We start from the raw sequence: 25,931 nt of genomic DNA on the forward strand, positions 1-25,931 counted from the left end.
CTCTGTGATCACATGTCGACTACACCTGCACCATGTCGGCGAACCGCGAGAAGTGCCCGTGGAAGGCGACGGTGATGGTGCGCGTCGGCCCGTTGCGGTGCTTGGCCACGATGAGGTCGGCCTCGCCGGCCCTGGGGCTGTCGCGCTCGTAGGCGCTCTCGCGGTGCAGCAGGATCACCATGTCGGCGTCCTGCTCGATCGACCCCGACTCACGCAGGTCGCTCAGGGCGGGCATCTTGTCGGCACGCTGCTCGGGGCCGCGGTTCAGCTGCGACAGTGCGACCACCGGAACCTGCAACTCCTTCGCGAGGAGCTTCAGCGCGCGGGAGAACTCGGAGACCTCCTGCTGGCGGCTCTCGACGCGCTTGCCGCTCGTCATGAGCTGGAGGTAGTCGATGACGACCATCTTGAGTCCCACCCGCTGCTTGAGCCGTCGGCACTTCGCACGGATCTCGACGAGCGTCATGTTGGGCGAGTCGTCGATGAAGAGCGGTGCGTCGTTGATGCGGCCGCGAGTGGCGGCGATCGTGGTCCAGTCGCGGGAATCGACGGTGCCCTTGCGCATCATCTGCAGCGGCACGGATGCCTCGGCTGAGAGCAGGCGCATGGCGATCTCGCTCTTGCCCATCTCGAGCGAGAAGAGGATCGACGGCAGGTCGTTGCCGATGGAGGCCGCCCGGGCGAAGTCGAGTGCGAGCGTGGACTTGCCCATCGCGGGTCGCGCCGCGACGATGATCATCTGCCCAGGATGGAACCCGTTGGTGAGCTCGTCGAGGTCGGCGAACCCGGTGGGGACGCCCGTCAACTTGCCGTCGGTATGCTTCGCGGCCTCGATCTCATCGATGGCCGCCGTGACGGCATCGGTGAGCGGGACGTAGTCTTCGCTCTCGGTGGAGCCCGTGACCGAATAGATCTCGGCCTGGGCCGTGTTCACGAGCTCGGTGACCTCGCCCTCGCCTGCATAGCCCATCTGCACGATGCGGGTGCCCGCCTCGACGAGACGGCGCAGGAGGGCCCGCTCGGCCACGATCGAGGCGTAGTAGCCAGCGTTGGCGGCGGTCGGCACGAGACTCGTGAGCGTGTGCAGGTACTCGACCCCGCCGGCCCGTTGCAGCTCACCGGTCTTGGTCAGCTCGTCGGTGACCGCGATGACGTCGGTCGGCTCGCCGTGCGAGTAGAGGGAGAGGATCGCGTCGAAGACCACCTCGTGCTTCGGCACGTAGAAGTCGACGCCCCGCACCGTCTCGATCACGTCGGCAACGGCGTCTTTCGAGAGCATCATGCCGCCGAGTGCGCTCTGTTCGGCGAGCAGGTCGTGCGGGGGAGTGCGCTCACCGCGGCGGTTGCCGTCGTCGTTCGGCTCGGCGAGCCCGATGTGCGCGATCGACAACGTGATGACCTCCGATTTCGGCTCCCGGCGGTGCGGATTCAGCGCCCGCACTTCAGTGTGGCCGGAGCCTCTGACACGGGCTCGGCCAGCCGATTGAACTGCTGATCCCAGGACGCTGCTTCACGATATGGAAGCCTCGTGCACAGCACAACTCACCCTGTGGATAACTCTGGGGAGAAACTGGGCGAAACGCCGCGGAACGTGTGCACTCGCCCTGTGGAAAACTGTGGAATTGCCCCGAACTACACCGCTGTAATTTCCTTATGATCAGGGAATTCATCATTCCACACCTGTGGACGAAAACTTCTTCAGAACTCCGAGGCGGCCACGCGTGGACCTGTGCACAACGATCACAGGAATCGTCAAGAAATATTGTGCGCGGCATCGTCGCGGTGGTACAACCGGTGCTGTCGATTGCGTGGGGGCGCCGGCCGTCGAGGAGGATGGCGGCGGAGTCCTGTACGTCCTCGACGCGGTCGATGGGGGTCGAGCGACGCGTGTTCCGTCGCGACCCGAAGATGCGAGACGGCGGCCGGGCCGAAGCCCGAGCCGCCGTCTGCCTGAGTGCGCGAATTACTTCGCAGCGACCACCTGGAGGGTGATCGTCGCCGAGACCTCATCGCGGAGGCGAACGGTCGCCTCGTGCTCGCCGACCGCCTTGATGGGGGTCGGGATCTCGATCTTGCGCTTGTCGAGCTCGCCGAGACCGGCGTCGGCGACGGCAGCCGCGACATCCGCCGTCTTCACCGAACCGAAGAGGCGACCGCCGAGGCCGGCCTTGACGGTCAGTCGAACCTTCTCCGCCTCGAGCTTGGCCTTCACGGCCTGGGCGTCTTCGAGGGAGTGGAGCTCGCGAGCCGAACGGGCGGCCTTGATCTGGTCGACCTGCTTCTGGCCGCCGCGGGTCCACGGCGTGGCGAGGCCCTGCGGAACCAGGTAGTTGCGGGCGTAGCCGTTCTTGACCTCGACCACGTCACCTGCAGCCCCGAGGCCCGTGACCTCGTTGGTGAGAATAACCTTTGCCATCGTCGTGCTCCTTAGCGGCCGGAGCCCGAGTAGGGCAGGAGGGCCATCTCGCGCGCGTTCTTCACGGCGCGGGCGATGAGGCGCTGCTCCTGCACGGAGACACCGGTGATGCGGCGGGCGCGGATCTTGCCGCGCTCGGAGATGAACTTGCGGAGGGTGGCGACATCCTTGTAGTCGATGACGCCGACCTTGATCGACTTCGCCGGGGCGGCGTTCTTCGCGCCCTTCCCGCGGCTCGGCTTGCGGCGGTCGCCGCTTGACTTTCCAGCCATTGGATTTCCTGTCTTGGTGTTCTGCGGGTTGAGGAGGCGCGAAGCGCCGTCTCGAAACCCTGGTGATTAGAAGGGGGTCTCGTCGCCGTAGCTCGTGCCCGGCGTGTTCCAGACATCGCCGCCGCCCTGCCGGGCCGCGGGAGCACTCGGCGCCCACGCGTCGTCGGACTGGCCGCCGCCGTAGGAGCCGCCGCCGACCGCGCCACGGTTCGACTGGGCTCGGGTCACGGAAGCGGTGGCGTAGCGCAGGCTCGGGCCGATCTCGTCGATCTCGAGCTCGATGGTGGTGCGCTTCTCGCCTTCCTTCGTCTCGTACGAACGCTGCTTGAGACGCCCGGAAGCGATGACCCGGGTACCTTTGGTGAGCGATCCGGCGACGTGCTCGGCGAACTCGCGCCAGACACTCGCGCGCAGGAACAGCGCTTCACCGTCCTTCCACTCGTTCGCCTGACGGTCGTACGTGCGGGGGGTGGACGCGATGGTGAAGTTGGCAACCGCCAGCCCGTTCTGCGTGTAGCGCAGCTCGGGGTCTGCCGTGAGGTTGCCCACCACGGTGATGATCGTCTCGCCGGCCATGGGACCTAGGCGTCCTTGGTCGAGGCGGGGGCGGATGCCGCGGCAGCAGCCCGGGCACCGGCCTTCGCAGAGGCAGCGGCCTTCTTCGCGGCCTTCTCCTCCTGCGCCTTGGTGTGGGCGGCGACCTGGGCGATCGCGTCTTCTGCGCGGAGCACCTTGGTGCGCATGACGGCCTCGCTGAGGTTCAGCTGGCGGTCGAGCTCATCGGTGGTCGTGGACTCCGCGGTGAAGTCGACGACGGCGTAGATGCCCTCGGACTTCTTGTTGATCTCGTAGGCCAGACGACGACGTCCCCAGATGTCGACCTTGTCGACGGTGCCGCCATCGTTACGGATGACGTTGAGGAACTTGTCAAGGCTGGGAGCAACGGTGCGCTCGTCGATCTCGGGATCGAGGATGACCATCAGCTCGTACTGGTGCATGACTTACCCACCTCCTTCGGACTCAGCGGCTGCCGGGTCGGTCCCGGCAGCAGGAGGGTGTTCACGCGTCGCACCGAGGAGGCCGCGACTGCGGCACACGGGCAACCTGTCAATGGTAACGGATGCCCCGCCCGCGCGCACATCGCCGCCGGTGCTGCCCTTCCCGGTCTGATCGCCGAGTGTGCTCGAAACCACGTGCCGCGACAGCGCGCGCCGGCCTTTCGATAGCATTTCGGGCACAGTCGACGACTCCTGTCACCGGGTGGGATGGAGACCGTGCGCGATCAGGTGAGCCCGGAGGCGCAGCAGGTTCGTCCCGATGTCCCAGCCCCATCGAATGCCGAACGGCCGATGGCGTCGGATCCGATCCTCTCGGTCCTTCTCCGCGAGCAGGATCTCCTCGAGCGCACGTCCATCGGTGAATTCCTCCCGCAGGTACTTGCCCCGCCCATCGAACTCCCCGAAATGACCGGAGTCGGGCCAGTCGAAGTCCACGATGTCGCGACCGCCGTCGTATCGCTCCAAGGCCACTTGCAGGCCCGGCGCCGGGAATCCCGCCAAGTGCATGTTCGCCCGGCTGGCCGATTCGCCGGCGGAGTCGGAGCGAGGGTCGGCGAAGGCGACCACGGCCCGGGCGGCCCGGATGCCGCGCCGCCCCGGATACCGCTCGATCGCCTCGATCACCTGCTCGCGAGGCACTCCGTCGACCTGTCCCAGCAGATCGGACCGGAACTCGCTCCGCAGTCCGCGGTCGACGGCCGCGACCGCGGCCGCGAAGTCGCGTGTGCGTGCCAGGTCGACCATCGTGCGAACCAGCGAGGTCACGAGCATCCCGTCGACCTCGACCACCTCGTCGTCGCGGATGGCGTCGTTGTGCCAGACGATCCCTCGCCGAGTGCGTCCGCCCTGACGGGCGAAGCCGACGAGGTCGACCCTGTTCGAGATGCCGATGACCGGCAATCCCCACACGAGGGCGGCGGATCGATGCGAGAACACCGGACGGGTTCGCATCGCGGCATCCACCGCCTGCATCCGTATGAAGTGGGCGGCCTCCCGCTCGCGTTCCGGCCAGTCTTCGGGCGCCACGTACGCGCCGTGCCGTACCTTGACCAGGAGCCCGCCCTTCGCTCGCGTACTCGACCTGCGGTCGCCGGTGACCAATGACACGTGGCGGAGCGTCCAATCCTCCGAACCTTCCATCGGCGCAGTCCACGCCATATCGAGCCCTCGTTGCGCGACGACCGGCGAACCGCCTCACGGCAACGTCGTTCGCAGCGATGTGGAGGACGAGTCCGGCGCGCCGAGTGTGCCCGATACTGCCGCCGGAACCGCCCGAAATCCCCGCGGCGGGCGCACAATGAGCACACTCGGCGAGCTCGCCCCGCGGCGGGCGCACGATGAGCACACTCGGCGAGAAGACGAGGTCAGGATGGCGCGCGCTGCGCCCACCAGGCGAGCAGCCGCTCGCGCGCGGCGTCGGCACCGATCGGGCCCTCGTCGAGCCGCACGTCGAGCAGGAAGCGGTACGCCTCGCCCACGATCGGGCCGGGCTTCACGCCCAGCAGCGCCATGATCTGCTCGCCGTCGAGCTCGGGGCGCACCGCCGCGAGCTCCTCCTGCTCGGCGAGCACCGCGATGCGCTCCTCGAGGTCGTCGTAGGCGAAGCCGAGGCGATCGGCCTTGCGACGATTGCGGGTCGTGACATCCGCTCGAGTGAGGATGTGCAGCCGCTCGAGCTGGTCGCCGGCGTCGCGCACGTAGCGACGGACGGCCGAGTCGGTCCAGGCCCCGTCGGTGTACCCGAAGAACCGCAGGTGCAGTTCGATCAGGCGGGAGACCGCGGCGATCGTGTCGTTGTCGTACCGGAGCGCCCGGAGCCGCTTGCGGGCGAGCTTGGCGCCGACGACGTCGTGGTGGTGGAACGTCACTGCGCCGCCGCGCTCGAGCCGACGCGTGGCCGGCTTGCCGATGTCGTGCAACAGGGCCGCGAGCCGCAGCACGAGGTCGGGAGAGTCCAGTCGACCGCGCGACACCTCGTAATCGATCGCCTGGTCGAGCACGGTGAGCGAGTGCTCGTACACGTCCTTGTGGTGGTGATGCTCGTCGATCTCGAGGCGCAGCGCCGGGATCTCTGGCAGGACCCGATCGGCGAGTCCCGACTCGACGAGCAGGCGGATGCCGCCCCGAGGTGCCGCGGTCAGCAGGAGCTTCGACAGCTCGTCGCGCACGCGCTCGGCGGAGATGCGGTCGATCTCGGATGCGAGCTCGGTCATCGCCGCGCGGGTCCCCTCCTCGACCTCGAATCCGAGCTGAGCCGAGAATCGGGCGGCGCGCAGCATGCGCAGCGGGTCATCGCCGAACGACCGCTCGGGCGCGGCCGGCGTGCGCAGGGTCGCGGCGAGCAGGTCGTCGATCCCGCCCGACGGGTCGACGAGCGCGAGCTGGGGCAGGCGCAGTGCGAGCGCGTTGACGGTGAAGTCGCGGCGCGCCAGGTCGTCCTCGAGGCTCGACCCGAACACCACCTCGGGCTTGCGCGAGTCGCCGTCGTACGAGTCGGCGCGGTACGTGGTGATCTCCACCGCCTCGCCGGCGATCTTCGCCCCGATCGTGCCGAAGTCGCGGCCGATGTCCCAGTGGGCCTCGGCGATCGGCTCGACGATCGCGAGGATCTCGTCGGGCGTGGCATCCGTCGTGAAATCGAGATCGTTCGTCTGCCTGCCGAGGAACGCGTCGCGCACCGGGCCGCCGACGAGGGCGATCTCGCGACCCGCCGCGTCGAACGCCTGGGCGAGTTGCGCGACCGTCGGCGAATCGGCCAGCCCTCTCAGCCGCTCGAGGGCCGCCGCGACGCTCTGCATGGCCTCCATGCTATTCCGGGGGCTCGGGCGGTCGGCGTCGTGACCGAACAGAAGGCGGTCGGATGCCGCGGGCAACGCCTGTGGACGTCGAGCGGATGCTCAAGACCCACGCCGTAGAATCGCGTGCATGGTGGCGGAGCGGAACGAGGCGTACGCGCGCGCCGACTCCACCCTCCGGCACCGGCGCCGCCGCCGAGGGGCGCTGCTGCTGGGTGCGGGCGCCGCCATCGTGGTGGGCGTGATGACCGCACCGCTCGCCGCCAGCGCGGGATTCGAGGCCGCCGCGGGCATGCTGTCGGTACTCGCCGTGCCGGGGGCCGACGCCTCGAGCGCTCGACCCGCGGCAGCCAGGGGAGCGCGGACGATCCAACCCGCCGACGACGAGAGCGGCGTGCTCGTTCGCGTCTCGCCGACGATCACCACCGCCATCACGCCGAGTGCGTCCGTGGCCCTCTCGGTCGAGATCGAGAACGCCACCGGCGAATCCCTTGCTGCGGGCGTGGTTCGGCTCGTCCGCACCGGCTCATCGATCGACGACGAGGCCGAACTCGACGACTGGCTGTCGTCGGGCGCCGCCGAAGGCCAGCCCGGGCTGGGCCAATCGGTGGTCCCGCTCGCCGAAGCGCCGTCCCGGGGGCTCGCCTCAGGCGGCACGACGGTCGTGCCGTTCACGGTCCCGGGGGAGTCGTTCGCCGAACTCGCCGACTCTCACGTCATCGGGCTCGGAGCCGAACTGGTGGTCGGCGACACCGTGGTGGCCGCCGGCGTCGACGCATTCCCCAACGGGGATGTACCGGCATCCGGATCGGTGGCCGTCGCACTCGCGGCCCCGCTCACCGTGCCGTCGACCGTCACCGACGGCCTCATCGACGCCTCGCAGCTCGAGAACTGGACGGGCCCGACCGGGCTCTTGACCCGGCAGCTCGAGGCACTGGCCGGGCGACGCGTCGCCATCGGCATCGACCCGCGCATCATCGCGTCGATCCGGGTGCTCGGCACGGCGGCGCCGGCGACCGCGACGGCGTGGCTCGACCGGCTGGCGAGCGTACCGAACGAGGTCTTCCCGCTCGCCTACGCCGACGCGGATCTCGCGCTGCAGGCGCAGCTCGGACTGTCTGCGCCGCTCAGTGCGACGACGTTCGCCGATGCGCTCGACCCGGCCAACTTCTCGACCCCGGCCGACGAAGCGGGAACCGAGCAGGACGCCGGCGACGGCGCCGGTCCCACCCCGACGGCCTCGCCCGAGCCCCAGCCGACGCCGGGCGGCCTTCCCACGACCGAGGAACTGCTCGACTGGCCGTATACCCGCGCCGACATCGCCTGGCCCGCCGACGACTCCGTGGCAGCCGGGAATCTCGGCTTCTTCGACGCCGCAGGCCTGACGACGACATTCCTCTCCTCAGCAAATGCCGCGCCCGTCGAGGGCCCCGCCCAGTCGTCGGCGAACGTCGACGGTTCCACCGTGCTCGTCGCCGATGGCGCGCTCACCGACGCGATCCGGGCCGCGTCGAACGCTGCGACCGACACCGAGTGGAGGGCTGCGGCGGGCCTGATGCTGTCCGAGCTCGCGCTCGACGCGAGCGATGCGCGCACGACGGTGCTGGCGATGTTCGACCGTGGTGCGGCGCCGCAGCCCATCCGTGTGTCCGCCCTCATCGACGAGGTGGCCACCTCGCCCTGGTCGTCGCTCGCCGGACTCTCCGACGCGATCGGCGCCCCACCCGAGGCCCGCGCGCTCGTCGATGAGCCCGAGACCCAAGAGCGGCTCGCGACCGCGGCGAGCATGGTGCAGGCCGAGGCCGACGTGACGGCGTTCGCGAGCGTGCTCGCCGATGCCGCCCTGCTCACGGGGCCGACGCGACGCGACCTGCTCGCCCTCCTCAGTGTCGAGTGGATCGACGATCCCCAGGCGTGGAACGCCGCGGTCACCGAGTGGCTGACGACGCAGTCCGCGATCCTCGATGCGGTCTCCGTGGTCCCCAGCAGCACGATCAACGTCGTGTCGACCGAGACGGGCGTGCCGACCACCATCGAGAACGCGCTGTCGTATCCCGTCACGGTCGTCGTCGACGTCAACCCGTCCAACGGACGCCTCATCGTCGAAGACCAGGTCGAGGTCACGGTCGAGCCCCAGTCGCGCAGCACCGTGCGGGTGCCGGTCGCCGCGGGTGTCGGCAACGGCGAGGTCTCGCTGGCGGTGTCGCTGTCGTCCCCCTCGGGCGTGCCGATCGGCAGCACGGTGACCATCCCCGCGAACGTGCAGGCCGACTGGGAGGGGCTCGGCGCTGCGATCCTCGCGGCGATCGTGATTCTCGTGTTCGGCATCGGCGTATGGCGCAGCATCCGCCGCCGCCGCCGGGAGCGCACCGCCAAGGCGAATGCCACGGATGCCGCAGCCGACCCCCGTTCGACGAACGCCGGCCCCGCGTCATCCGCTCGCTCGGATTCCGACGAACCGACGGATGCGCACCGTGACTGACCCCGATCGCATCGGTCGCGCCAGCTTCTTCCTGGCCTCGGGCACCATCGTGTCGCGACTCCTCGGATTCCTGAAGGCGATCGTTCTCGCCGCCGCGATCGGCGTCGTCGGCTCCACGTCGGCCGATGCGTTCGCGGTCGCCAACGGCCTGCCGAACACGGTGTACGTCATCGTCGCAGGCGGCGTGCTCTCGGCCGTGCTCGTGCCGCAGATCGTGCGGGCCAGCACGAATCCCGACGGCGGCAGCGCCTACATCAACAAGCTGCTCACGCTGGCGCTCGTCGTCATCGGCGCGGCCACGGTATTGGCGACGGCGCTCGCCCCGGTGCTCGCGTGGATCTACGCCGGGTCCAACCCCGAGATCCTCCCGCTCGCCATCGCGTTCGCGTGGTGGTGCCTGCCCCAGATCTTCTTCTACGGGCTCTACACACTGCTCGGCGAGGTGCTGAACGCTCGACGCAGCTTCGGCCCGTTCACCTGGGTGCCCGTGCTGAACAACATCGTCGCGCTCATCGGCCTCGTGATCTTCGGCGTGCTCTTCGGCTTCGATCCCGACGGCACGCGAACCGTCGACGACTGGGATCCGCTCATGATCGCCGTGCTCGCGGGTTCTGCAACGCTCGGCATCGTCACGCAGGCCGTGGTGCTGTTCTGGTTCTGGCGGCGCATCGGGCTCCGCTACCGTCCCGACTTCGGCTGGCGCGGCGTCGGACTCGGCGCCGCCGGACGCATGGCGGGTTGGACCTTCGGGATGCTGCTGCTCACCACGTTCGCCGGCATCGTGCAGACCCAGGTCGTGCTCCTGGCGTCGGGCGCGGGCGCCTCGCTGGCCGCGATCGACAACGCGTGGCTCGTGTTCATGCTGCCGCACTCGGTGATCACGGTCTCGATCGCGACCGCCTACTTCACGCGCATGAGCGAGCACGCGCACCTCGGCGCCCTCGACCGGGTCCGCGACGACTTCTCGAGCGCCGTGCGGGGCGTGACCGTGATCCTCGTGCTCGCCGCGGCGGTGCTCATGGTGGTGGCGTATCCGTTCGCCGCGGTGTTCCAACCCGGACTCGAACGCGCATCCGCCCTCGGCAACGTGATCATCGCGTTCGCCATCGGCCTCGTCGGGTTCAGCATGCTCTTCGTCGTGCAGCGCACGTTCTACGCCCTCGGTGACACCCGCACTCCGTTCTTCTTCACGCTCTTCCAGGTCATCGTCTTCTCGGCGGCAGCGCTCGCGTGCATCGCCCTTCCGGTGCAGTGGATCGCGGTCGGCGTCGCCCTCGCGACGACGCTCGCGGGCACCGCCCAACTCGTGCTGGCCCTCGTGCTGCTGCGCCGCAAGCTCGGCCTGCTCGAGGGGCGACGCATCGCCCTGAGCCTGCTGCGCGACCTCGGCGCGGTGCTGATCCCGGCCGCGGTGGGCGTCGCACTGCTCATCGCACTCGGCGGCACCACGGCCGGCGGCTTCGCGGTCACCGACCGCAGCGGTGCGATCATCTCGATGGCGATCATCGGAATCGTGATGGCGACGATCTACTTCGGAGTGCTCTGGTTGCTGCGCTCCCCTGAGCTGCGGGGATTCGCCGCCCCACTCCTCGCACGACTTTCCAAGCGGTGAAAGGCCCACCCGGCCTCGGAATACCCGACACCTAGACTGTGTTCAACACGTCGAGGCATGCGTTGCGACGGATGCTTCAGATCCACCAGCAACGACGGGAGCGGGTTTGCGCGACATCATCATCATCGGTTCGGGCCCTGCCGGGTTCACCGCCGCCATCTACGCCGCCCGCGCCGAGTTGAAGCCGCTCCTCATCGCGAGCTCCGTCGAGATCGGCGGCGAGCTGATGAACACCACCGAGGTCGAGAACTTCCCCGGATTCCCCGAGGGCATCATGGGTCCCGACCTGATGGCCAAGCTGCAGGCCCAGGCCGAGCGATTCGGCACCGAGGTGGTCTATGACGACGTCGTCGAACTCGACGTCGAGGGCCCGGTGAAGCGCGTCAAGCTCGGGAGCGGCGACGTGCACGAGGCCAAGGCGCTCATCTACGCGACCGGTTCCGCCTACCGCAAGCTCGGTCTCCCCGAGGAGGAGATCCTCTCGGGCCATGGCCTCTCGTGGTGCGCCACCTGCGACGGCTTCTTCTTCAAGCAGAAGACCATCGCGGTCGTGGGCGGCGGCGACTCCGCCATGGAGGAGGCGACCTTCCTCACGAAGTTCGCCGACAAGGTGTACGTGATCCACCGCCGTGACTCGCTCAGGGCATCGAAGATCATGCAGAAGCGAGCCTTCGACAACCCGAAGATCGAGTTCATCTGGAACGCCGAGGTCACGCAGATCCACGGCACCGACCAGGTGACCGGGGTGACGCTCCGCGATACCGTCACCGGAGAGTTGCGAGCGCTCGACCTCGACGGTCTGTTCGTCGCGGTGGGCAACGACCCACGCACCCACCTCGTGCACGGCAAGCTCCAGCTCACCCGCGAGGGAACCATTCACGTCGAGGGTCGCTCGTCGCGCACCTCGGTTCCCGGCGTGTTCGCCGCGGGTGACGTGATCGACCCCTTCTACCGGCAGGCCGTGACCGCCGCCGGCTCGGGCACCGTCGCCGCACTCGACGCCGAGCACTACCTGGCCGCCCTCGAAGACTCGCCCTCACCCGAGATCGCCGAGATCAAGGCGGAGGCGATCGAAGAGGTCACCGCTGTCGAGAACTTCGCCCAGACGCGCTGACGACGCCGGGCCGTCGTCCGCGGCATCCGCTTCACCAAAGGAGAAAACGCTATGACTGCACGTGCAGTGACCGAGGCCACCTTCGAGCAGGAGGTCCTCAAGAACGACAAGGCTGTTCTCGTCGACTTCTGGGCAGAGTGGTGCGGTCCGTGCCGCATGGTGAGCCCGATCCTCGACCAGATCGCGACCGAGCACTCAGACAAGCTCGACATCGTCAAGCTGAACGTCGATGAGAACCCGCAGCTCGCGATGAAGTACCAGATCACCGCGATTCCCGCGTTCAAGGTGTTCGAGAAGGGCGAGGTCGTCAAGACCGTCATCGGCGCGAAGCCCAAGCCCGCGCTCGAGGCCGACCTCGCCGCCTACATCTCGTAGCCGGCCGCCTCACCAACTCGAGACCCGTCCGGTGCCACCGGGCGGGTCTTTCGCGTACCGACGCACAACTAGCATTGAACTTCGAGCAGAAACGGAAGCGACGTGACCTCTGACGGCGTCCCCCGGCGGACCGGCAACAATCTCGACCCCTGGTACTCGAACTACGCCGAGCGAGCCGCGGGGCTCGCTGCCTCCGAAGTCCGCGCGCTCTTCGCGGTCGCCTCCAGACCCGAGGTCGTCTCCCTCGCGGGCGGCATGCCGTTCGTGTCGGCGCTTCCCGAGGAGCTCATCGTCTCCTCGATGGAACGGGTCATGCGCACGCAGGGCCCGACCGCGCTGCAGTACGGCTCCGGACAGGGGATCCCCGCGCTCCGCGAGCACATTCTCGACGTCATGTCGCTCGAGGGCATCCGCGGCTCGGTCGACGATGTGGTCACCGCGACTGGATCGCAGCAGGCTCTCGACCTCGTCGCCAAGCTGTTCATCGACCCGGGCGACGTCATCCTCGCGGAATCGCCGAGCTACGTCGGTGCCCTCGGAGTGTTCCGCTCGTACCAGGCGAGCGTCGTGCACGTCGCGATGGACGAGGACGGCCTCATTCCCGATGCCCTTCGGGAAACGATCGCCCACCTCCGTGGCCAAGGGCGGCGGATCAAGTTCCTCTATACGATCCCGAACTTCCACAACCCGGCCGGCGTGACGTTGGCCGCATCCCGGCGCCCCGAGATCCTCGAAATCTGCCGGCAGAACGAGATCCTGGTCCTCGAAGACAACCCGTACGGCCTGCTCCACTTCGATGAGCCCGCGCCGCCCGCGCTGCGATCGCTCGACGAGGAGCACGTGATCTACCTTGGATCCTTCTCGAAGACCCTCGCCCCCGGATTCCGGGTCGGCTGGGCCCTGGCCCCGCACGCCATCCGCGAGAAGCTCATCCTGGCAGCCGAATCCGCGATCCTCTCACCCAGTTCATTCAGCCAGCTCGTCGTCGCGGAGTACCTCTCCAACGCCGACTGGCGTGGCCAGATCGACACCTTCCGCGGCGTCTATCGCGAACGCAAGGACGCGATGATCGAGGCGTTGGGCGAGCACCTTCCCCAACTGAGCTGGACCAACCCGAACGGCGGCTTCTACGTCTGGGTGACCATGCCCGACATGCTCGATTCGAAGCAGATGCTTCCTCGGGCCGTGCGCGAACTCGTCGCCTACACCCCCGGTACCGCGTTCTTCGCCGATGGTCGCGGGCGACATGCCATGCGCCTGTCGTTCTGCTATCCGACGCCCGATGCCATCCGGGTGGGCATCCGGCGTCTCGCCACCGTCGTGAACGGCGAACTCGACCTCCTGGATACCTTCGCAGGTACCGGCACCCTCCAGCTTCCGCCCACCCCCGGATTCGACTCCGCCCCGCCAACCGACCTCAAGTAGAGGAGAACCCCTGATCATGAGCGATTCGAGCGGCCTGTTCGTCGTCGTCCTGGCGGGCGGGATCTCACACGAGCGTGACGTGTCGCTTCGTTCGGGCCGCCGTGTCGCCGACTCGCTGACCCAAGCCGGCCACCGCGTCGTGCTTCGCGACCCCGACGCCGGTCTCTTTCCCTTCCTCGCGAGCGAGCGCCCCGACGTCGTCTTCCCCGCGCTGCACGGCTCCTCCGGCGAGGACGGTTCGCTCCTCGACCTCCTGGAGGCGGTCGGCATGCCGACTGTCGGTTCGAGCGGCAGCTCGGCGCGGCGGGCGTGGTCGAAACCGGTCGCGAGCTCGCTGGTTGCGGGCGCCGGGGTTGCCGTGCCCGAGTCGGTCGTGCTGTCGCACGAGTCGTTCCGCGAACTCGGCGCGGCGAGCGTGCTGGGAGTCGTCCGTGAAGCGCTCGAGGGTGATGTCGTGGTGAAGCCGGGTTCCGGAGGGTCGGCCCAAGGCGTCACCATCGTGCAAGACCCGAACGACCTGCCTCGAGCAATGGTCGAAGCCTTCACCTATGCCGAGGTCGCCGTCGTCGAGCGTCGCATCAAGGGAACCGAGCTCGCCGTCGCGGTGGTGGACGCGGGTGACGGGCCTCGCGCACTGACGCCCGTCGAGATCGAGCCCAACAGGGGCATCTACAGCTTCGAGGCGCGCTACACGGCCGGCGAGACGACGTTCTATGCGCCGTCCCGCCTCGACGATGCCACGATCGATGCAGTGTCGGATGCCGCGACCCTCGCGCATCGCACCCTCGGACTCCGAGACCTCTCCCGGGTCGACTTCATGGTCGACGATGCGGGGACGCCCTGGTTCCTCGAGGCGAACGTGATCCCCGGACTGACGGAGACGTCGTCGGTGCCGCTCGCGATCGAAGCATCGGGCACGGATACCGCCGCCGTGTACGACTCCCTCGTGCGCGCCGCCGTTGCACGTGGTGCCTAGCCGGTTCGCTCTGCTCGAGTCGTCATCACGACGATGCCCCAACGCGTTTTCCTTCTCACGAGGGGAGAGGCTCTGACCTCACACGCCTTCGAGCTCTTCGCCGAGGTCCGTGAGGATCCGACGAAGGTCCTGGACCGTGGCGAAATCGATGCTGATCTGGCCTTTGCGCGCCCCGAGGGAGATGCGGACCCGAGTGTTCAAACGATCGCCAAGCCTTGCCGCCAAGTCGTCGAGGAAATCCTGACGCTTCCCGGCCGCAGGCTTCGCCCGCGCGGGCTTCGGATCCGCCGTGGCCAGGGCCTCCGCCGCCCGGACCGACAGTTCCTCGTTGACGATCCTGTCAGCGAACTGCTGCATGCGCTCGGGATCATCACCGACGGCGAGGATCGCGCGAGCGTGTCCCGCGCTCAGGACTCCCGCGGCGACGCGGAGCTGCACGGGCTCGGGAAGCTTCAGCAGCCGGAGCGTATTGGAGATCTGGGGCCGCGATCGCCCGATTCGGCTGGCGAGTTCCTCCTGCGTGATACCGAAATCTGCGAGGAGTTGCTGGTACGCGGATGCCTCCTCGAGAGGATTCAGTTGTGACCGGTGCAGGTTCTCGAGGAGCGCGTCGCGAAGCATCGCGTCGTTCGCCGTGTCCTTGATCACGGCCGGAATGGTGGCGAGCCCCGCCGCCTTCGTGGCCCGGAGCCGCCGCTCACCCATGACCAGCTCGAACTTCCCCAGCAAATCAGGGTGTGGTCGCACGACGATCGGCTGCAGAACGCCGAACTCCTTGATGCTGTGGATCAGTTCCGCGAGATCGTCGGGGTCGAAAACGGTCCGGGGCTGCTGAGCATTCGGAACGATGGTGTCGGGGTCGAGATGCGCGAGGTGCGCGCCGGGAACCGTAAGCAGGCCCTCCGCTGCTGCCGCATGCTCCACGGCGGCGATCGCCGTCGCCGGAGTCGACTCCGCGTCGGGGAAGAACACGTCGACCGGACGAGCGGATCGGGTCCCGTCGTCACCGCTCGGAATCAGCGCGCCGATCCCTCGGCCGAGTCCGGTTCGTTTTGTTGCCATCTATTCCGACTCCTCGGGCTTATGCAGCACCGCGCCGAGCGATCTCGGCGGCGGCTTCTCGATATGAAAGAGACCCGCTCGACGCGTAGTCATACGTGATCACGCTCTGTCCGTAACTGGGGGCTTCGGACACGCGAACCGACCTCGGGATGATCGTGTCGAGGGTCTGGGTGGGGAAGTGGTTGCGCACCTCTTGGGCCACCTGTTGCGCCAAGTTGGTGCGCGAGTCGTACATCGTGAGAAGGATCGTCGACAGCCTGAGATCGGCATTGAGGTGCTTCTCGATGAGCTCGATGTTGCTGAGGAGTTGGGAGAGGCCCTCGAGCGCGTAGTACTCGCACTGTATGGGAATGAGCACCTCCCGAGCAGCTACGAACGCGTTGATCGTGAGGAGTCCGAGCGACGGAGGGCAGTCGATGAGCACGTAGTGATACGGCTCATCCATGGAGGCGAGGTGCGCATTGAGTGCGCGGCGGAGCCGTTGCTCGCGAGCGACCAGCGACACCAACTCGATCTCCGCGCCTGCGAGGTGGATCGTCGCTGGGACGCAGTCGAGCGCTTCGTGCTCAGTAGACGGCCGGATCACCTCGGCGAGCGGGAGATCGGAGACAAGCACCTCGTAAACGCTCTGTTGATCGGACCGGTGCTCGACACCGAGCGCGGTCGACGCGTTGCCCTGCGGATCGAGATCGATCACGAGCACCCGCGCGCCGGCGCGGGCAAGCGCGGCCGCGAGGTTCACTGCCGTGGTGGTCTTGCCCACACCGCCCTTCTGGTTCGAGATCGTGAGCACACGCGTCTCGGGCGGAAGTGGGAGGCGCGTCTCTTCGAGGGCGATCCGTCGTCGCGTCTCATCAGCGAGTTCGTCAGCCAGGGGAGTTCCTCCGTGGTCGGTGGTCGTTTCACGTGAAACGGCGTCTGAAGATGCTTGCGCCGGGGTTTCCGGTGTACCGGCAAGATGATTGGGGTGTGCTGCTAGGGCGGTCGTTTCAGGTGATAGGAGATCGGAAGGCGGTTGCGGAGCAGTGGCGGTCCCGTCCATGACGGAGGCTGACGTCGCGGTCACATCCGTCGTCGCAGTTTCACGTGAAACGACGAAGGACGGCACTCCCTCCGAATCGGTCAGTCGACCAGGCTGCGTTTCACGTGAAACATCAACCGAGAGGCCCGGCGCCGCGGGGTAGGGGGTCATCTCCGATGCTGCCGGAACATCCCGAGATGGCGAGCCGGTGTCTCTGGACGGTGACGGAGTCGCGTGCACCCCATCGGTCAGGCGGGCACCGGCGAACGTGGACGTCTCCAGTTGGGGTCGACCGGGTGTGTTCTCCAGTCCACCAACTTCAATGGACACGTCCGGGGTTTCGGAAGCCAGCGATGGGGAGCGACCGGACCCGTTGGTTTCGGGCGGCGTGGTGGCCGACGTGATGGCTGGGGGAGGCGCCCCCACCGGGTCGGCACCTGTCTCCTCCGCCTCGGCAACGGGTGCTCGCGGCGTTGCAGCGCGCTGGTCGCTCGCTTGGATGTCGCCGGGGGCGTGCTCAGCGGAACCACCGACGATCTCGCGGATGAGGTCCTCCAGCAACGCGTCGGGAGGCGGAGGTGTCGTGGGCATCGATCGGAGCGGCTCGACCTCTCCGGTCAGCGCGGCCGCCGTCTCGGCGTCCCAATCGATGCGCGTCGATGGCTGACGGCCGGCCGCGTCAGCGTACGGCCGACTCGGGTCAGCGGCAGGAGCGGGTTCCTGCGGTTGTATCGGGCCGCGGACGGGCCGGTCATCGATCGCCGGCCCGAGCGATTCCGATGAGGTGTCTCGGTTCTGGGATGCCCCGATCCCGGTCGGCGAGGGGACTCCTGCCGGCGGATCGAGCTGGCTGGCCGCGATGGCCGTCGGGTGCGACGCCGCCCCTGTCGTGGCCGAAAGCGCTGGGTCGACTCGGCCCTCGGCGAGCGGCGGCGGGGGGACCTGCGGGGAGGAAGGTTGGGCCGACCCATCAGCGGGAATGTCGACATCTGGGGCTGCGGACGGAGATGCCGGCGGCGTTGCGGCCCTCGGGGCCGGTTCAGGTTGGTGCGGGGTACGCCTGCGATGGAACCATCCGCGTCCTCCGCCCTGTGCCATGCCGATTACTCCAATCTCGCAACCACGTTCGGGCGACGAGACGCCCGCCTGCCCGAGGCGCAGATCAAGCCTAACGGCGACCGCCGTCTGCTCGATCACGCTGAGGCGCGTTCCGTCGAATGAGGGACACGGCCCCGCCGTGTTGAGGAGGTCTATGCGTCGCCACGACGGGGAGCGCTCACCGAACCACCCGATGCAGACGTCAAATCCGATCGCACACGTGTGCGAGGTCGCCAAGGTGCGAGCACCCCCCGATCCGGCCCGGGATAACGGTCCAGGTCCAGCCCGCCGGGACCGACGAGAAGCACGAGCCACCCTGCGCTTGATGCTGAACGCTGGTATGCCTGCGGTTGCGCATTCCAACCGCGTGTCCGTTTCGCACCATGCCGCTGCCGTTTCACGTGAAACGGGCCACGGCCACACTCCACGCGCAGCGGTACTCAGTTCCCACGACAGCGCTGCGCCAGTAGTGCAGGGCCGAAAGACACCACCGGCGGTCTTGCCGACGCTGCGATCCTCCACGACCCCCCGAGCCAAGGTGGCCATTGCCGCCGTGAAGGTACTGGCCGCCATGACGGCGCACGTTCGGGCTGCTCACGTGCTGCGCGACCGCGTAGGGGCGTCCAGCTCAACCTCGCATCGTCAAGCGGCGGTGGTGGTCCAACCACATACACTCACCGCGCCAGGCGAGCGGCTCCATGCCGCCCGCCGCTTCGACGTCGTGCGGGACAACGCTGGGGTATCACCTCCTCAGCAAAGTCGGCCGTCCGTCTCCACCGCGCACCGACAGGGCGGCGCCAGGCTGGGTATTGCCTTCTCAACCCAGTTACCGCGAACCCATGCGTGGCCCACGACTCGCTCCGCTACCCAACGTTTGACCTGCACTCACCGTCCTTGGGCCGTGGGCCCTCTCAGCCCCCGCTTCACCGCGTCCTCGCCGAGCACAGAGCCGCGCCCCGCCGCGCGAGCGTTTCACGTGAAACACCCTGGGCGACGCCGTTGTCGATCGTCGGCAACGGCGCTCAACAGCAACTCGCTTAGGGGATGGGTGGCCAACGACTCGCGCCGCAACCCGCCGTCTTACCCTTCCGCTCGCTGCGCCTCCGGGAGCCGATGACCTGGTTCCAGCTACAGGCACACCGGCCGGGCGCTACGACTCCGTCGGGAGGGCGGGTTTCACGTGAAACATGCTGCGGCGCTCCGTGTCAATCGTCGGCGAGCGCGCCCGACCGAACGAATCGCACGCATCGCGGGGTCAGCCCCACTTCAACGACGAACGGTCACGAGTGCGAGCCAACGCACGCATCGCACCCCGCAATTGGCGGCGCGGTCCGGCGTCTTACCTACCGCTCGCGCACCGTGACCCGCAGGGCGTGTCACCCAAGGACGAACGGTGGCGAGTGCGCCCCAACGGACCGAATCGCACGCATCGGGGCCCGCAAGTGGCGGCGCAGCGCGGCGTCCTGACTACGCTCGAGCACCGTCGCACGCATCGCGGGGTCACCCCCACTTCGAGGACGAACGGGGTGGCGTCCCTTGTGGTGGTGTAGTTCTCGGTGTTGAGTGTCACGTCTTTGACGTGGTGAGCCATCGTGCGATGGTCGGTGAGAACTGTCTAGGAATCTCACGGAAGGACACATACGCACGATGGCTCTTGACCAGTCTGCCCTCCTCGAGCTGCTCGGGGAACTGAAACTCACCGATGTCAGCGACCGGATTAGGGTCGCGACCGAAGCCCTCTACCAGGAGTTGATCGACGCGGAAGCGGCCGCGTTCATCGGTGCCGCCCCGTTCGAACGCACCGAGTCACGCACCGCGCAGCGCAACGGCACTCGGCCTCGCACGCTGACGACCACGGCGGGAGAGTTGGAGTTGCGGATCCCGAAGCTGCGGACCGGGTCGTTCTTCCCGTCGTTGCTGGAGCGGCGCCGCCGGGTGGATCAGGCGTTGTTCGCGGTCGTGATGGAGGCGTACGTGCACGGCGTGTCGACTCGGAAGGTCGATGACCTGGTGAAGGCCCTCGGCGCCGACACCGGGATCTCGAAGTCGGAGGTCTCGCGGATCTGCGCGAACCTTGACGAGGACGTCGCCGCGTTCCGGGACCGGCCCCTCGCCGACAGCACCTACCCCTACGTGTTCCTGGACGCGACCTACTGCAAGGCCCGGGTCGGCCGGCGAGTCGTGTCCCAGGCCGTCGTCGTCGCGGTCGGCGTCGCACAGGACGGGCGCCGTGAGGTGCTCGGGTTCGAGGTCGGCGACACCGAGTCGCAACCGTTCTGGACCACGTTCCTGCGGTCGCTCAAGGCGCGCGGGCTGGGCGGGGTGCAGCTGGTCATCTCGGACGCGCACACCGGGTTGATCGCCGCGACCCAGACCGTGCTGCAGGGTGCGGTGTGGCAGCGGTGCCGGGTGCATTTCATGCGCAACGTGCTCGCGAACGTGCCAAAGACCGCGGGCCCGATGGTCGCGTCGATCATCCGCACGATCTTCGCCCAACCCGATGCCGGCCACGTGCACGCCCAGTTCGACGAGGTCGTCCGGATGCTCACGAGGTCGCACCCGAAGGTCGCCGGCATGCTCGAGGACGACCGCGATGACCTGCTCGCGTTCACGAGCTTCCCGGTCGCGCATTGGCGGCAGATCTGGTCCACGAACCCCCTCGAGCGCGTAAACAAGGAGATCAAACGCCGCACGGACGTCGTCGGGACGTTCCCGAACCCCGCCGCGCTGCTCCGCCTGGCCGGGCACGTCCTGATCGAGCAGCACGACGAGTGGGACGGCGCCGACCGCCGCTACTTCAGCGAGCACTCCATGAAGCTCCTGAACATCGAACCCGAGGAGGTGGCCATCCCAGAACTCGCTGCGGCATAATCAACCAAGCTGACCCGCACGGTGTCGAGAAACTCCACCACACAGCGGGACGCCACCGACGAACGGTCGCGAGTGTGCGCCAACGGATGCATTCGGGGCACGCAAGTGTCGGCGCAGCCCCGCGTCCTACCTACGCTCACGCACTGCGGCACGCATCCTGCGGGTCACCCCCGCTTCAAGGACGAACGGTCGCGCCTGGCCACATCAGAACTCCAGTGCGCAACGAGGTGTTCAGGTGCTACGCGCGGCCGCCTGTCGTGCGTATCGTCCGCGGACGCCGCTCACGCCTGCCTCACTCGGATGCCCGGTGGCATCGATTCCCGCCGGAACCAGCCGTCTTGCCCTCCGCCCGCGGCGTCTCCCGCGAGACCCCGCTGACCTACCTACCGCTCGCCCACGGTGGCCCGGAAGACGCGGGTGACTTCCGCGTCAGGAACGACGCCTTCGCCGAGCACCAGAACTTCAGGCCTATGGAGGCGGAATTTCCGGATCACCTTCTCTGCGGCTGCGATCTCGTTGTCGACGCCGGCGCCCTTCATCAACACAAGCTCTCCACCCGACCGAACGAGGGGAGCGGTGATGGGAAGGAGGGTTCGAAGCGCGCTGACCGCTCGTGCCGTGACTTGGTCGAGTTCACCGCGGAGGGCGGCATCCTCTGCGCGTGCTCGCATGACATCCACGTTCGCGAGCTCGAGCTCGCGCACCTGCCGTTCGAGCCATGCCACACGCCGCTCCATGGGCTCGATGAGGGTGAACTGCACGTCGGGTCGTGCGATGGCGAGCACGATGCCCGGGAGCCCTGCGCCCGATCCCACATCGCCGACTCGGCCCGGGCGGAGGAGCGGTGCAACGAGGGCGCTGTTGAGGATGTGGCGAGTCCACAGACGGGGAAGCTCGACGGGGCCGATCAGGCCCAACTCCTCGCCGTGCCGTGCCAGCGCATTCGCGAACTCGCGGGCACGAGGAAGCTGCGAACCGAATACTTGCGTCGCGACGCTCGGTTCCGGTTCCAGAGTGTCGCTCATGGTTTCACGTGAAACGCTACGGGAACGCCCGCGTCAGGCGCCACGCGAAATCACGGTGTGCCGCTCGGCGCCCTCGCCGCGGGACTCCGAATGGAACCCCCGTTCGCTCACGAGGTCATGGACGAGCTTCCGCTCGTACGACGACATCGGCGGCAGTGCGGCCTCGGCGGCTCCGGCTTCGATGCGCTCGGTGGCTCGATCCACCAGGCGGGCGAGCTCGTTGCGACGCTGGTCGCGCGAGCCGCCGATGTCGAGGATGAGGCGCGAGAACACACCGGTCTTCGTCTGCACCGCCAAACGAGTCAGCTCCTGGAGCGCGCTGACCGTCTCGGGCTTCGACAGTATGCCGAGGTTCGCACCCTCGCCGGCGTTCACCGAGACATACGCGCGGCCGTTCCGAGCGTCGATGTCGATGTCGCCGTCGAGATCGCAGATGTCGAGGAGCTCCTCGATGTAGTCGGCGGCGATGTCGCCCTCCTGCTCGAGCTGAGCCAGGGAGCGGTCGTCGGTGTCGTGGTGCACGTCGGTCATCGGCTACTTCCCGCTCTGCTTCTTCGCGCGCGCCTTGCTCATCGGCTGCTGTCGCTGGGTGGACTTCTTCTCCTCGACGACGATGGTGTCGCCGGCGGGCTTCTCCTCGACGGTGAGCTTGCCCCTCTTGGCGAGCCGGGCCTCACGAGCCTTCGCCGCCTCACTGCCGGGTGTCGGCATATTGCGGATCACGATGAACTGCTGACCCATGGTCCAGAAGTTCGAAACCAGCCAGTAGAACATCACGCCGAGCGGGAACGCCACACCGGAGAAGGCGAACACGAGGGGGAGCAGGTAGAGCAGGATCCGCTGCTGGCGGAACATCGGGCTCGCCTTGGTCTCGGGCGACATGTTCTTCGAGACGATCTGCAGCTGAGTGATGAACTGCGACGCCGTCATCAGCACGATCATGACGACCGCAACGACCATCACCTGCCACGGACCGCCGTTGTTCCAGGCCTGGATGAACGTCGAGCTGAGCGGGGCGCCGAGGAATACGGCGTTCGCGAACGAATCGGCCAGGTCCTGGTTCAGGAGGCCGACGCCGGCCTGATCGCGCACGGACGCGTCGTTGAGCACCGAGAACAGGCCGAAGAAGATCGGCATCTGGAGCAGCAGCGGCAAGCACGACGAGAGGGGGTTGGTACCGGTCCGCTTGTAGAGCTCCATGGTCTCGCGGGACATGGCCTCGCGCGAGAACTGGTCCTTCTTGCCCTTGTACTTGTCCTGGATCTTCTTGAGCTGGGGCGCGACCTCGAGCATGCGGCGCTGGCTCTTGATCTGCCGAACGAAGATTGGGATCAGCGCTGCACGGACGACGATGACGAGGCCCACGATCGACAGCACCCAGGTGACGCCGGAGTCAGGGTCGAGCCCGAAGAACGTCCACATGGAGTGGAACGCGACGAGGATCAACTCGATGACCCACTTGATGGGCCAGAGGATCAAGCCGATGAAATCAGGCATGGAGCGGGTCAGTCCTTCCGGGACACGGTGGGGGAGGGGACCAGGAGAGCAGGCTCGGTAGCGACCGGTTCCCCGGCAACGCGGGCGGCTGATGGATGCCGCGGGGCCGGCCGGGCGGGAAGCACCCAGCCGAACGGAGTGACCCGGTAGCGGGCGTGCCGGGCGGTACGAACCTCATCGATCCCGCCGGCCGACCACGGATTGCACCGGAGGATTCGCCAGGCCGTGAGTGCCGAACCCACGAGGAGCCCGCGCTGCTGCACAGAACCGAGTCCGTATGCGGAGCATGACGGATAGTACCGGCACACATCCCCGTAGAGCGGCGAGATGACGGCGCGGTAGGCACGGATGATGGCGACGCCGATATTGCGCGGGATGAGCACGATGAAGAGGAGCACGTCACGCATTGACGGCTCCCCGCATCTGTCGGTCGAGTGCCGCGAGCACCTCGGCGCGCAGCACCGGCCACTCCGCATCCGCCGAACCAGGGAGCGCGCGCACGACGACGTCGACACCGTGCACCCCGCCGTCGACGATCGCCTCGAGGCAGATGGCCTTCAAGCGCCGGCGGACGAGGTTGCGCTGCACGGCCGTGCCGACCTTCTTCGAAACGATGAAGCCGAAGCGTGGTGCGGCGCCCGACTCCCGTGAGCGTACATAGCTCACGGTATGGGCACGGGCAACCTTCACACCCTTGCGCACGACGACACGGTAGTCATCGGCGCTCGTGATGCGATTCGCTTTGGCGAGCACCGACGAACTAGGCGGAGAGTTCGGTGCGGCCCTTGCGGCGACGCGCCGACAGGATGGCGCGGCCGGCGCGGGTGCGCATGCGAAGACGGAAGCCGTGCTTCTTCGCGCGCCGACGATTGTTGGGCTGGAACGTACGCTTGCTCATGATTCTTCTCCGGCTTGGATCTCCGTGCCGAGCAGCGCGTGGATGCCCCGGCAGGAAAACTGGGTGCCCGAACGGGCGAGGTCAACTGATTAAAGCTACGGCCTCGGCGTGCCGGGGTCAAACCAGGTGTGGTTCGAGCCCAGCGCAGTGCAAACGACACAGTATCCCGCGTTCCTCGGGAACACCTGTGGATCGACACGCGCGAGTTGTCGAATCCCCCAGCCGGCATTTGTCGAGCGGGGGCGAGTTCGCTAGCGTGTGAGACCAGTTATCCCCAGCCTCGTGCGCGAAATCTCGGGCTTCTCCGAGATCTGCTCACAGCCGTGGATAACACTGTGAACACCTCGCCTCGCGCCGCTTGCTCCGTCGATCGGGGGATCGACTCGCGGCAGACGACGGCACCGGAAGGATTGCGGGGAACGATGACCGAGCGGCCCATCTCCGAGACATGGGCGACGGTGCTCGATCGGCTGTCCGACGACGAGGCGATCACGCCGATGTTGCAGGGCTTCCTCAATCTCGTCGAGCCCAAGGGCATCGCGGCCGGAACGTTCTACCTCGAGGTGCCCAACGACTTCACGGCGAGCATGCTCAACCAGCGCATGCGCGTCTCCCTCCTCTCGGCGATGAGTGCAATCGACTCGCCGGCCTCCGTCACGTCGTTCTACGTCGTCGTGAACCCCGAGCTCGAGGAGCTCCGCACACCCGAGCCGGCGGCATCCGGGCTCGACGACTACCAGAACCCGGTCGAGCTCCCGGCCACACCGCAGTCGGTCTTCGAGAACACCAGCCCCGACCGGCCGCGCGATGCCCGGCTCAACCCGAAGTACTCGTTCGACAGCTTCGTCATCGGTCAGTCCAACCGATTCGCGCACGCCGCGGCGGTCGCCGTGGCGGAGGCTCCGGCGAAGGCCTACAACCCGCTCTTCATCTACGGCGATTCGGGCCTCGGCAAGACCCACCTCTTGCATGCGATCGGTCACTACGCACAGAGCCTCTATCCCGGCATCCGTGTACGCTACGTGTCGTCCGAGGAGTTCACGAACGACTTCATCAACTCGATCGCCAACAACCGCGGCTCGCTGTTCCAGCAGCGCTACCGCAACATCGACATCCTGCTGATCGACGACATCCAGTTCCTGCAGGGCAAGGCCGAGACGCAGGAGGCGTTCTTCCACACCTTCAACACCTTGCACGACCACAACAAACAGGTCGTGATCACGAGCGACGTGCCGCCCAAGCACCTCACCGGCTTCGAAGATCGCATGCGCAGCCGGTTCGAGTGGGGCCTCATCACCGACGTCCAGGCGCCCGACCTCGAGACTCGCATCGCAATCCTTCGGAAGAAGGCACAGTCCGAGCGACTCCAGGTGCCCGACGACATCCTCGAGTACATGGCATCGAAGGTCTCGAGCAACATCCGTGAACTCGAGGGCACGCTCATCCGGGTCACTGCCTTCGCCAGCCTCAACCGCACGCCGGTGGACATGCCGCTCGTGCAGACGGTGCTCAAGGACCTCATCTCGGATGACTCCGACAACATCGTCGCGCCGGTCGACATCATCACTGCGACGGCCGAGTACTTCAAGCTCACCGTCGACGATCTGTACGGTTCGAGCCGTTCACAGGCCGTCGCGACCGCGCGGCAGATCGCGATGTACCTGTGCCGCGAACTCACCAACCTCTCGCTGCCCAAGATCGGCCAGCTGTTCGGCAACCGCGACCACACCACGGTCATGTACGCCAACAAGAAGATCTCCGAGCTCATGAAGGAACGCCGGTCGATCTACAACCAGGTCACCGAGCTGACCGCGCGCATCAAGCAGTCACATCGCTATCGGTGACGGATTCCGCATCCGTCTCCCCCCACGTTCGCCCCCTCCAAGCCCCGCGGTCGACGCTGCGGCGACGCTGCGTGAGAGCCATTCCCACAG

23 protein-coding genes are annotated in these 25,931 nt (G+C 67.5%); 8 read left to right on the forward strand and 15 right to left on the reverse strand.

Annotation, left to right across the window (positions count from 1 at the left end):
- Nucleotides 1-19: 19 nt before the first annotated feature.
- From dnaB to HUS56_RS02820, 7 genes are all read right to left on the reverse strand, one after another.
- Nucleotides 20-1,390 carry a replicative DNA helicase gene (dnaB, locus tag HUS56_RS02790; protein WP_173921864.1) on the reverse strand — a complete coding sequence of 457 codons (1,371 nt, stop codon included), beginning with the start codon at nt 1,388-1,390 and terminating at the stop codon, nt 20-22.
- 573 nt (nt 1,391-1,963) lie between these two features.
- Nucleotides 1,964-2,416 carry a 50S ribosomal protein L9 gene (gene rplI, locus HUS56_RS02795; protein ID WP_173921863.1) on the reverse strand — a complete coding sequence of 151 codons (453 nt, stop codon included), beginning with the start codon at nt 2,414-2,416 and terminating at the stop codon, nt 1,964-1,966.
- 11 nt (nt 2,417-2,427) lie between these two features.
- Nucleotides 2,428-2,688 carry a 30S ribosomal protein S18 gene (rpsR, locus tag HUS56_RS02800; RefSeq protein WP_056727560.1) on the reverse strand — a complete coding sequence of 87 codons (261 nt, stop codon included), beginning with the start codon at nt 2,686-2,688 and terminating at the stop codon, nt 2,428-2,430.
- Between the two features lie 66 nt (nt 2,689-2,754).
- Nucleotides 2,755-3,264, reverse strand: coding sequence for a single-stranded DNA-binding protein (locus tag HUS56_RS02805; protein WP_173921862.1), 510 nt, complete (start codon nt 3,262-3,264; stop codon nt 2,755-2,757).
- A 5-nt stretch (nt 3,265-3,269) separates the two neighbouring features.
- Nucleotides 3,270-3,686 carry a 30S ribosomal protein S6 gene (rpsF, locus tag HUS56_RS02810; protein WP_173921861.1) on the reverse strand — a complete coding sequence of 139 codons (417 nt, stop codon included), beginning with the start codon at nt 3,684-3,686 and terminating at the stop codon, nt 3,270-3,272.
- 255 nt (nt 3,687-3,941) lie between these two features.
- Nucleotides 3,942-4,853, reverse strand: coding sequence for a hypothetical protein (locus tag HUS56_RS02815; protein ID WP_173921860.1), 912 nt, complete (start codon nt 4,851-4,853; stop codon nt 3,942-3,944).
- A gap of 257 nt (nt 4,854-5,110) precedes the next feature.
- Nucleotides 5,111-6,544: a CCA tRNA nucleotidyltransferase gene (locus HUS56_RS02820; protein ID WP_173921859.1), complete on the reverse strand. Its 1,434-nt coding sequence runs from the start codon at nt 6,542-6,544 to the stop codon at nt 5,111-5,113.
- A 127-nt stretch (nt 6,545-6,671) separates the two neighbouring features.
- Between HUS56_RS02820 and HUS56_RS02825 the strand changes: the two genes are divergently transcribed.
- From HUS56_RS02825 to HUS56_RS02850, 6 genes are all read left to right on the forward strand, one after another.
- Entirely contained in the window at nt 6,672-9,023 is a 2,352-nt protein-coding gene (locus HUS56_RS02825; RefSeq protein WP_173921858.1) for a DUF6049 family protein, read from the forward strand.
- Nucleotides 9,016-10,635, forward strand: coding sequence for a murein biosynthesis integral membrane protein MurJ (murJ, locus tag HUS56_RS02830; protein ID WP_254431251.1), 1,620 nt, complete (start codon nt 9,016-9,018; stop codon nt 10,633-10,635). Before HUS56_RS02825 ends, murJ begins: the two co-directional genes overlap by 8 nt.
- 106 nt (nt 10,636-10,741) lie before the next feature.
- The gene (gene trxB / locus HUS56_RS02835) at nt 10,742-11,749 is read left to right on the forward strand and encodes a thioredoxin-disulfide reductase (protein WP_173921856.1); all 1,008 of its coding nucleotides are present in this window, start codon (nt 10,742-10,744) and stop codon (nt 11,747-11,749) included.
- A gap of 51 nt (nt 11,750-11,800) precedes the next feature.
- Complete coding sequence (gene trxA / locus HUS56_RS02840) at nt 11,801-12,124, forward strand: thioredoxin (RefSeq protein ID WP_173921855.1); 324 nt, start codon at nt 11,801-11,803, stop codon at nt 12,122-12,124.
- 102 nt (nt 12,125-12,226) lie between these two features.
- Complete coding sequence (locus HUS56_RS02845; protein ID WP_173921854.1) at nt 12,227-13,549, forward strand: PLP-dependent aminotransferase family protein; 1,323 nt, start codon at nt 12,227-12,229, stop codon at nt 13,547-13,549.
- Between the two features lie 16 nt (nt 13,550-13,565).
- A complete protein-coding gene (locus HUS56_RS02850; protein WP_173921853.1) occupies nt 13,566-14,525 on the forward strand; it encodes an ATP-grasp domain-containing protein in 960 nt (319 codons plus the stop codon).
- A gap of 78 nt (nt 14,526-14,603) precedes the next feature.
- On the opposite strand, the gene HUS56_RS02855 is transcribed toward HUS56_RS02850, so the two are convergent.
- A complete protein-coding gene (locus HUS56_RS02855) occupies nt 14,604-15,587 on the reverse strand; it encodes a ParB/RepB/Spo0J family partition protein (protein WP_173921852.1) in 984 nt (327 codons plus the stop codon).
- Nucleotides 15,588-15,606: 19 nt separating this feature from the next.
- Entirely contained in the window at nt 15,607-16,629 is a 1,023-nt protein-coding gene (locus HUS56_RS02860) for a ParA family protein (RefSeq protein ID WP_173921923.1), read from the reverse strand.
- Nucleotides 16,630-19,353: 2,724 nt separating this feature from the next.
- Between HUS56_RS02860 and HUS56_RS02865 the strand changes: the two genes are divergently transcribed.
- Nucleotides 19,354-20,577: an IS256 family transposase gene (locus HUS56_RS02865; RefSeq protein ID WP_173921883.1), complete on the forward strand. Its 1,224-nt coding sequence runs from the start codon at nt 19,354-19,356 to the stop codon at nt 20,575-20,577.
- A gap of 383 nt (nt 20,578-20,960) precedes the next feature.
- Here the strand turns inward: HUS56_RS02865 and rsmG are convergent, their stop codons facing one another.
- From rsmG to rpmH, 6 genes are read right to left on the reverse strand one after another with little or no spacing between them, the layout of a single operon-like run.
- Nucleotides 20,961-21,602: a 16S rRNA (guanine(527)-N(7))-methyltransferase RsmG gene (gene rsmG, locus HUS56_RS02870; RefSeq protein ID WP_173921884.1), complete on the reverse strand. Its 642-nt coding sequence runs from the start codon at nt 21,600-21,602 to the stop codon at nt 20,961-20,963.
- 33 nt (nt 21,603-21,635) lie between these two features.
- The gene (locus HUS56_RS02875; protein WP_173921885.1) at nt 21,636-22,133 is read right to left on the reverse strand and encodes a R3H domain-containing nucleic acid-binding protein; all 498 of its coding nucleotides are present in this window, start codon (nt 22,131-22,133) and stop codon (nt 21,636-21,638) included.
- 3 nt (nt 22,134-22,136) lie between these two features.
- On the reverse strand, nt 22,137-23,099 hold the full coding sequence (yidC, locus tag HUS56_RS02880; RefSeq protein ID WP_173921886.1) for a membrane protein insertase YidC: 963 nt from the start codon (nt 23,097-23,099) through the stop codon (nt 22,137-22,139).
- 8 nt (nt 23,100-23,107) lie between these two features.
- Nucleotides 23,108-23,506 (reverse strand): membrane protein insertion efficiency factor YidD, encoded by a 399-nt coding sequence (yidD, locus tag HUS56_RS02885; RefSeq protein WP_173921887.1) that lies wholly within the window; start codon nt 23,504-23,506, stop codon nt 23,108-23,110.
- Entirely contained in the window at nt 23,499-23,852 is a 354-nt protein-coding gene (gene rnpA, locus HUS56_RS02890; RefSeq protein WP_173921888.1) for a ribonuclease P protein component, read from the reverse strand. The genes yidD and rnpA overlap by 8 nt, the downstream gene beginning before the upstream one ends.
- A gap of 7 nt (nt 23,853-23,859) precedes the next feature.
- Complete coding sequence (gene rpmH, locus HUS56_RS02895) at nt 23,860-23,997, reverse strand: 50S ribosomal protein L34 (protein ID WP_153683454.1); 138 nt, start codon at nt 23,995-23,997, stop codon at nt 23,860-23,862.
- Between the two features lie 422 nt (nt 23,998-24,419).
- Between rpmH and dnaA the strand changes: the two genes are divergently transcribed.
- The gene (dnaA, locus tag HUS56_RS02900; RefSeq protein ID WP_173921889.1) at nt 24,420-25,841 is read left to right on the forward strand and encodes a chromosomal replication initiator protein DnaA; all 1,422 of its coding nucleotides are present in this window, start codon (nt 24,420-24,422) and stop codon (nt 25,839-25,841) included.
- Nucleotides 25,842-25,931: the final 90 nt, after the last annotated feature.

This window comes from Agromyces sp. Marseille-P2726 (assembly GCF_902809835.1).
Classification (GTDB): domain Bacteria; phylum Actinomycetota; class Actinomycetes; order Actinomycetales; family Microbacteriaceae; genus Agromyces.

What these genes read in the sequence shown, in the direction of transcription:
- rplI (WP_173921863.1), bottom strand. Translation starts at nt 2,416, where the DNA reads ATGGCAAAGGTTATTCTCACCAACGAGGTCACGGGCCTCGGGGCTGCA.
- rpsR (WP_056727560.1), bottom strand. Translation starts at nt 2,688, where the DNA reads ATGGCTGGAAAGTCAAGCGGCGACCGCCGCAAGCCGAGCCGCGGGAAG.
- HUS56_RS02805 (WP_173921862.1), bottom strand. Translation starts at nt 3,264, where the DNA reads ATGGCCGGCGAGACGATCATCACCGTGGTGGGCAACCTCACGGCAGAC.
- rpsF (WP_173921861.1), bottom strand. Translation starts at nt 3,686, where the DNA reads ATGCACCAGTACGAGCTGATGGTCATCCTCGATCCCGAGATCGACGAG.
- HUS56_RS02820 (WP_173921859.1), bottom strand. Translation starts at nt 6,544, where the DNA reads ATGCAGAGCGTCGCGGCGGCCCTCGAGCGGCTGAGAGGGCTGGCCGAT.
- HUS56_RS02825 (WP_173921858.1), top strand. Translation starts at nt 6,672, where the DNA reads ATGGTGGCGGAGCGGAACGAGGCGTACGCGCGCGCCGACTCCACCCTC.
- trxA (WP_173921855.1), top strand. Translation starts at nt 11,801, where the DNA reads ATGACTGCACGTGCAGTGACCGAGGCCACCTTCGAGCAGGAGGTCCTC.
- HUS56_RS02850 (WP_173921853.1), top strand. Translation starts at nt 13,566, where the DNA reads ATGAGCGATTCGAGCGGCCTGTTCGTCGTCGTCCTGGCGGGCGGGATC.
- HUS56_RS02855 (WP_173921852.1), bottom strand. Translation starts at nt 15,587, where the DNA reads ATGGCAACAAAACGAACCGGACTCGGCCGAGGGATCGGCGCGCTGATT.
- HUS56_RS02860 (WP_173921923.1), bottom strand. Translation starts at nt 16,629, where the DNA reads ATGGACGGGACCGCCACTGCTCCGCAACCGCCTTCCGATCTCCTATCA.
- HUS56_RS02865 (WP_173921883.1), top strand. Translation starts at nt 19,354, where the DNA reads ATGGCTCTTGACCAGTCTGCCCTCCTCGAGCTGCTCGGGGAACTGAAA.
- rsmG (WP_173921884.1), bottom strand. Translation starts at nt 21,602, where the DNA reads ATGAGCGACACTCTGGAACCGGAACCGAGCGTCGCGACGCAAGTATTC.
- HUS56_RS02875 (WP_173921885.1), bottom strand. Translation starts at nt 22,133, where the DNA reads ATGACCGACGTGCACCACGACACCGACGACCGCTCCCTGGCTCAGCTC.
- yidC (WP_173921886.1), bottom strand. Translation starts at nt 23,099, where the DNA reads ATGCCTGATTTCATCGGCTTGATCCTCTGGCCCATCAAGTGGGTCATC.
- yidD (WP_173921887.1), bottom strand. Translation starts at nt 23,506, where the DNA reads ATGCGTGACGTGCTCCTCTTCATCGTGCTCATCCCGCGCAATATCGGC.
- rpmH (WP_153683454.1), bottom strand. Translation starts at nt 23,997, where the DNA reads ATGAGCAAGCGTACGTTCCAGCCCAACAATCGTCGGCGCGCGAAGAAG.
- dnaA (WP_173921889.1), top strand. Translation starts at nt 24,420, where the DNA reads ATGACCGAGCGGCCCATCTCCGAGACATGGGCGACGGTGCTCGATCGG.